The 6,553-nt window shown below is 54.7% G+C and carries 6 protein-coding genes; 2 read left to right on the top strand and 4 right to left on the bottom strand.

The genetic code is table 11. From position 1 onward, the window contains the following. Positions 1–33 precede the first annotated feature (33 nt). Positions 34–366 (top strand): PBECR4 domain-containing protein, encoded by a 333-nt coding sequence (locus Q2B33_RS05480; RefSeq protein WP_330684660.1) that lies wholly within the window; start codon positions 34–36, stop codon positions 364–366. Between the two features lie 160 nt (positions 367–526). Here the strand turns inward: Q2B33_RS05480 and Q2B33_RS05475 are convergent, their stop codons facing one another. Then, a complete protein-coding gene (locus Q2B33_RS05475) occupies positions 527–1,978 on the bottom strand; it encodes a glycosyl hydrolase family 28 protein (protein ID WP_300572154.1) in 1,452 nt (483 codons plus the stop codon). A 149-nt stretch (positions 1,979–2,127) separates the two neighbouring features. Between Q2B33_RS05475 and Q2B33_RS05470 the strand changes: the two genes are divergently transcribed. Then, complete coding sequence (locus Q2B33_RS05470) at positions 2,128–2,277, top strand: hypothetical protein (RefSeq protein WP_300782795.1); 150 nt, start codon at positions 2,128–2,130, stop codon at positions 2,275–2,277. Positions 2,278–2,432: 155 nt separating this feature from the next. On the opposite strand, the gene Q2B33_RS05465 is transcribed toward Q2B33_RS05470, so the two are convergent. The 3 genes from Q2B33_RS05465 to Q2B33_RS05455 all read right to left on the bottom strand — a co-directional run bounded on the left by Q2B33_RS05465 (position 2,433) and on the right by Q2B33_RS05455 (position 6,369). Then, a complete protein-coding gene (locus tag Q2B33_RS05465) occupies positions 2,433–4,154 on the bottom strand; it encodes an ABC transporter substrate-binding protein (RefSeq protein WP_300572152.1) in 1,722 nt (573 codons plus the stop codon). 222 nt (positions 4,155–4,376) lie between these two features. Then, positions 4,377–5,285 carry a carbohydrate ABC transporter permease gene (locus Q2B33_RS05460; protein ID WP_300572150.1) on the bottom strand — a complete coding sequence of 303 codons (909 nt, stop codon included), beginning with the start codon at positions 5,283–5,285 and terminating at the stop codon, positions 4,377–4,379. A 121-nt stretch (positions 5,286–5,406) separates the two neighbouring features. After that, positions 5,407–6,369, bottom strand: a complete 963-nt coding sequence (locus tag Q2B33_RS05455; protein ID WP_296467150.1) for a sugar ABC transporter permease — start codon at positions 6,367–6,369, stop codon at positions 5,407–5,409. Positions 6,370–6,553: the final 184 nt, after the last annotated feature.

Below are 6,553 nucleotides of genomic sequence, written 5' to 3'. Positions count from 1 at the left end.
GCATACATCATAAAAGGCTTTAAACTTTAAGCGATAATTTTTCTACAGTTCCTTACTCTGGGCCGCAAAGGGAAACTAAAAGAGATTATATTGGGCTTTGGCGAAACTGATTTTCATCATCTTGCGGGACTTCACAAACTGAGGGACATTAGCATTGCCAGAGAGAACCGCCAAGCTGTTTTTCGGGATATCTTAGCTGGACATATTACATACCAGACCATAGAAAAAAGTATTTTCGTTAGTGAAAGCCGTTCGAGGTTAGAAGCTTTCCAATTTATCGAAGACTTGTTGGATGGAGAGCAGCTTGTGTTCCGCTTTAATAAAAATTGGGCAGCGGAAAAATTATCATTCAATATGATCGATTGACACCGAAAGCGGCAAAAAAGAAGAATGCTGAACAATTAATCCTGTTGGCATCGGCACATGACATTAGAAAACCGCACTGAAAGATGCAGGGGGGACAGGACTGGTAATCCTTTGTCCCCCTGAAGAAAAACGCATATATTGAACGGTTCAACGCAGCTGGCTACACCATCCTCACATCCCCCACATATTCCCCCACAACGATTCTGGCTTCCTCCAGGCTCTCCGCCTTCCTGCCGTCCCGATAAAAGTCGCGGATTTCGATGCCGTGGACATAAAATTCTTCGCTGTAGCCCGCAATCACCGAAGGTTCCTCCCCGTCTCCCGACATGACGTTTACCTTTTCCACCAGGATGTCCCGGATACCCCGGCCCGGCGCGGGGTTGTAGTCACGGTTCCATTTCACCTGGAAGTCCAGCACCTTTCCGTGCTCGAAGGGCTCTATACGGATGCGGCGGTAGGTTACATTCCGCACCAGGTTCTTATCTCCGGCATTGATGGCCATCACGCCCAGGTATCCGGGCTGGAATTCATGATGTTCTAATACATCGATGTCTTCAAACAAGATTTCCTCGATGACGTCGCCCTCATGGGCATGGTCCCCGTGGGTGCCGATCATCATGGGATGGGCCACGTCCGCCCAGAGGGCCGTCCGGCGCACGGTGATTTCCCTGCTGCCGCCGTAATTGTCCCAGCGGCTGCCGTAGATGGCCACGCAGTCGTCGGAGGTGCGCAGGAAGCAGTCCTCCACCAGCACCCGTCTGCTGCTCATCATGTCCACCCCGTCGCTCCAGCCCTCGCAGCTAAAGGACTTTATATTGCGGATGGTCACATCCTCGCAGTCCCCCAGGGATACGGTATAGTGGGGCGGATTGATGAAAATCAGGCCCTCCAGCAGAATGTCGCGGGAATGGTTGAGCCGTATGCCGTTGATGCTGCTGAACCTGGCAAAATCCGCCAGATACAGGATTCCTCTGCCGTCTATGCGCAGCCCCTCCCCGTGCTCCAGGGCCAGGCCGCCGATGAGGATGGCCCCGGGCTCCAGGTAGATATGGGTGTGGGAGGGCAGATGCCAGACGCATTCCCCGATATAATAGATGCCTGGCTCCACGTAGAGCGTCCTGCCCTCGGGCATGGCCTCCAGCTGTTCGTTGATGCCGTCCCCCAGAAAGCCCGGCCGCTCCATGGAGCCGGGCACCACCAGCACATCGTCCCCGGTCTTGTCCGGCTGCTCCTCCAGGGCCCCGGCGAAGAGGTGCAGGTTGTGGAAGCGGTCTTTGTTCACTTCCACCGACAGGTTCGCCGGCCTGTCCAGCGTGAAGGTGATCCGCTTGGCCTCCGCCCGGGCCCGGATGCCCAGGGAAAGGGGGCGGATGTCCACCCGGTACACGGTGTAGAATTTCGGGAAAGTGATCTCCACCTCCACGCTGCCCTCAAAGTCGAAGCAGGCCATGGACGCGCAGCGCACGTCATGCATGTCCACCTTTACCCGATAGGTCTTCAGCTCCTGCCAGTCCTGGGTGCCCACCGGCCTGACCCGCAGGCAGTAGTCCTCCTGCAGCACAGCGCCCCTGGGGACGGGGTACATCCGCAACTGATTTCTTTTCTGTGCCATATTGTTGCCTTTCTTTTTCTTTTTATCGTTTTTTATCAACTCATCAACTGTTTATCGTTTTTCATGGAACCTTTACACATAAGGTTTTGACTGCTATAATAAAGATGACACTGATACACAATCGACATCTTTAGAAAGCAGGTGCTTCTATGCCCACAAACGCAGAAGTCATTGAGCGTCTGGCGCGCAAGCTGGAAAGAGCATGTATCTTAAACGACCTAAAGGAGTGCAAGACTCTTGAAGAGTACCAGGAACTGACAAAAAAGTACGAAACCTTATGTAATGACGACAATGCCTGATTCCTCCCAGAGGAAAATCGTATGAACGGGCCCTCATGTCCGAAGGGGCGGCCGCAAGCATTCTGCCCGCGGCCGCCCTTCTTCTACATCGTTTCTATATCTCTTCTGTCTTTTTCCGCATTTCCTTTTCCCTGTACATGTGGAGGCATCCTCTCTTAGTTCGCGTTCTTCGCGTCAAGGAACGCCTGAATCTGGGAAATCAGCTCGGCGCGAATCTCCTCCAGCCCTACTGCCGTGGCATCCTCATGCCACTGCTGAATCTTCTCCGCGGCCTCATCGGCATCGTACATGGAGATGGTCAGCTGCAGCTCGTTGGACAGAGCGGACACATTGGCGATCTGGGTCTCCACATTGGTGGTGTCGAACACGAATCCGGCCAGAGGGCTCAGCTTGTAGGTGGAAGGATCGTACATATAGTCGAAGCGGGACTTGATTTCCTCGTTCTCGCTGACGAACTCGCTGACCCTGATGTAGGTCGGGTTCTGGGTAAAGGAGTAGGTGGGCATGGAGTAAGCCAGGTTCTCGTCGATATCCAGCTTCTTGTAGCCGTCTTCGCCTACCGCTTCCCAATCCTCTCCCTCAATGCCCAGCTCGAACAGGTCGTGGGCCTCCTGGCTTCCGAACATCCAGTCAAGGAAATACATCACGGCATCGGTCTTCTCGGACCATTCGGGCACTACCAGCCAGTTGTTGGTGGCCATGTCGCAGACCACTGCGCCGGGCTCCATATTGCGCTGGGCATCCTCGATGACATAGAAGCCGTACTCTTCGTCGGGGTTGGTCTCCAGGGCCGTCTTCACCTTGCTCTCATACTCGCTCAGCGCGGAGTAGGCGATGGCCGCGGGCTTCTCCACGGTGTCGGTGCCGCCGCGGTTGGGGTTCAGGTAGGGGTTCCACTTGGTGCGGTCCTGAATGTATGCGGTGATGAAGTCATCCTGATAGCCTGCGGGCATCTTGGCGAACTCTTCCGGGGAATCGCCGGGAACCACCGCGTTCAGGACGGTCTTCTCATCCTCGCTCAGCCCCACCCAGATCCAGGTCTGGTCGCCGAGGACATTCACATTGTCCTGGGTATACACATGGTCATGCTTGGCGGAGTACCAGGGGGAGTCCAGGCGGAAGAAGTTCCAGAGGCTGACGCCGATCATGCCCTCCTCGTTCTCCTGTACGGTCTTCACGAACTCCAGGAGGCTCGCCTCATCCGTGATGGGCGCGCAGTCGTACTTCTTGCGCAGGTCCTCGCGGTACATGAAGCCGCGGCTGTCTTCGTAGAAGGTGGCCAGGTTGATGCCGTAGATGCCCTTCTGGTAGGAGCCGTCCTCCTGACGGATATAGGAGGTCATGGCCTGTACGAAATCCTCGGAGAAAGCGTTCTTCAGGCCCGGGAACGCGTCATTGCCAAAGTAGGAAGACAGATCCGCGAAGTTGCCGTCCTGGATGAAGGTGCTCAGCCCATGCCAGCCGCCGCAGAACATCAGGTCGAAATCCTCCTGTCCGATCATGGCCGTGGTCAGTTTGTCCTTGTAATCGCCGCCTGCCACCCATGCGAATTCGGGATGGATTTTGCTCATGACGGGGTCGTCCGCCGTCATCTCCTCGTATTTGGCCAGGACTTTGTCCAGGTTGCGGAATTCGTTCATGACGCGGATCTTGATGGTGGTGTCCTCAATTTGGGGTGCTTCCGCCTGGCCGCCCTCCTCGGGAGCCTCCTCGCCGGAATCCTCAGCATTCTCCGCAGAGGATTCCTGCTGCTCGGACTGCTGGGTGTCTGCCTGGCTGTCATTGCCCGCGTCATCCTTGCCGCAGGCCGCCATGGACAGGGTCATGGCTCCCGCCAGCGCCAGCGCCATGGTCTTCTTCAGAAACTGATTTTTCATTTTTTTCCTCCTTATTTGAAGTTCCGCATACACGCGCCCTGTACCCAGGCATGGCAGAGGATTTCAGGCCGCTTAATGATGCGTCCGTAAATCCTCTGGGGCACTGGGCGCGCGTATGCTGTTTTTAGTTCCGTATGTGCGGGCACATACTGTTTTTATTTGCATCCCTGCCGTCCCGGAATCCATATCCTGGTGCGGGCAGAGAGAAATAACTTTTTTCCGTCACCCTTTAATCGCCCCGACAGTAAGCCCGCTGGTAAAGTACTTCTGTACATAAGGGTACAGGAAGATGATAGGCCCGATGGCTACCACGGTGGTGGCCATCCGCAGGGAGTTGGTGGGGATCTCCCCCGCCGCTATGCCCGTGCTCCTGGCCATCTCCTTCATGGCATCCGCGTTGCGCAGCATCCGCATCAGCAGGTACTGCAGGGGGAAGAGCCTGCTGTCGTCCAGGTACAGCATGGCGTTGAACCACTGGTTCCAGTAGCCCAGGGCATAGAACAGACTCAATGTGGCGATGCCCGGCACGGACACCGGAAGGATGATCTTCCACAGAATCTGGAAGTCATTGGCACCGTCCATGTAGGCCGATTCCGACAGCTCATGAGGAATCCCGTTAAAGAAGTTCCGCATCAGGAACATGTTCCAGGCCCCGAAGGCCACGGGGATGATTAGCACGAATAGATTGTCCTTCAGTCCCAGGTTCTTGGTAATCAAAAGGTATGTAGGCACCAGCCCGCCCCCGAACAGCATGGTGAAGTATACGAAGAACGTAATCACGTTGCGGAACTTCACCTTCTTCAGAGACAGAGGATAGGCCATGGTAATGGTCAGGAACATGCTGAAGATAGTCCCCGCCACCGTGGTGAAGATGGTCACCCCGTAGGCCCGGAAAATCTGCGCGTCCCCCAGCACCACCTGATATGCCTGTATGGTGAAGTCCTTGGGGATAATCGGAAAACCGTATATGGCAAAATTGGCTTCCGTCTCAAAGCTGCTCCCCAGAATGATGGCAAAGGGGAACAGGCAGTAGATGCAGAACAGCGTGGCTATGGCGTATACCACCACCTCGAACACCTTCTCGCCGCCGGACTTTTTGATGGCGGTTCCCTGGATTCTTGTTTTTCCCATATCATTTCCTTCCTTCTCTTATAAACTACAAAACCGGAAGAATCGCATCCCTCGCGATTCTTCTGTGTGCAAAGATTTTCTTAGGCTGTGTACTTTACAGCCTTAGAAAATCTTTGCACACTTAGAAGATTGCCGCGTCCGGCTCTACTTTTTTGGTGATGAAGTTGGTGGCAAATACCAGCACCAGGCCTACAATGGACTGGAAGAAGCTGGTAGCCGTGCTCATCCCCAGGTTGTTCAACTGGCGCAGGGCTCTGTATACAAAGGTGTCTATGACGTCCGTTGTGGGATACAAGGCGGCATTATCGCCCACCAGCGCGTAGATCATGCCGAAGTCGCCGTTGAAGATCTTGCCCACGCTCATGATGGTCAGCATGATGGCCGTGGTCTTTAAGAGGGGCAGGGTAATCCTGGTGATCTGCTGGAGCCTGGTGGCGCCGTCCACCCTGGCCGCCTCGTACATCTCCTGGTCGAAGCCCGTGATGGCCGCCACATACACGATGGTTCCGTAGCCCGCCCCCTGCCAGAGCTTCAAAAGCACCAGGATCAACGGCCACCAGCCCGGATTGGTGTAGAACGCCGGATCCGTCCCTCCATTGTCCACGATCCATCTGGTCAGGATGCCGCTGCCGCCGATGATGCCGCTCATGAACATGGCCACCACTGTCCAGGAGACGAAGTGGGGGAAGATGGCGATGGTCTGTACTACTTTGTTGTAGACCTTTTTCTTGATCTCCACGAACACCAATGCCAGGATGATGGACATGACAGTGCCCGTGGCGATGAACAGCACGTTCAGGAAAATCGTGTTGAAGAAGATTTTGCCCACGCCCTTGTAGTTGAACAGGAACTGGAAGTTCTTCAGTCCCACCCAGGGGCTGCCCCAGATGCCGTCCTTGTAATTGAAGTCCTTGAACGCGATCAGCACGCCGTACATGGGATAATAGCAGAAGATCAATACCCAGATAATGGTGGGAAGCGTCATGAGATACAACAGCTTGTGCTTCCACAGCTCCTGCAGCCCGCCCGCAAAGCCCAGACGCTCTCTGTAGGGTCGGTCAGCTTGTGTCTTCGTCTTTTTCACTGTGTCCCCTCCTTGAATTTTAGTTCTGAGACTGTTTTGGTTTGTTAAGTCTATTTTAAGATACGGAAATCCGAAAACACATAGGAAAAAAGCTAGAAACAGGGTAATTTTTGAAGATGTGCCCGTAATGACCACAGAAAAAGGCCATGGGGCCGGATGCATTCCTGCTTCCGGCCCCATGGCC

This window comes from uncultured Acetatifactor sp. (assembly GCF_948601915.1).
In the GTDB taxonomy this organism is placed as follows: Bacteria; Bacillota; Clostridia; order Lachnospirales; family Lachnospiraceae; genus Acetatifactor.
Note: the sequence above shows the minus strand (reverse complement) of the source record. Positions and strands in the feature narration are given on the sequence as shown.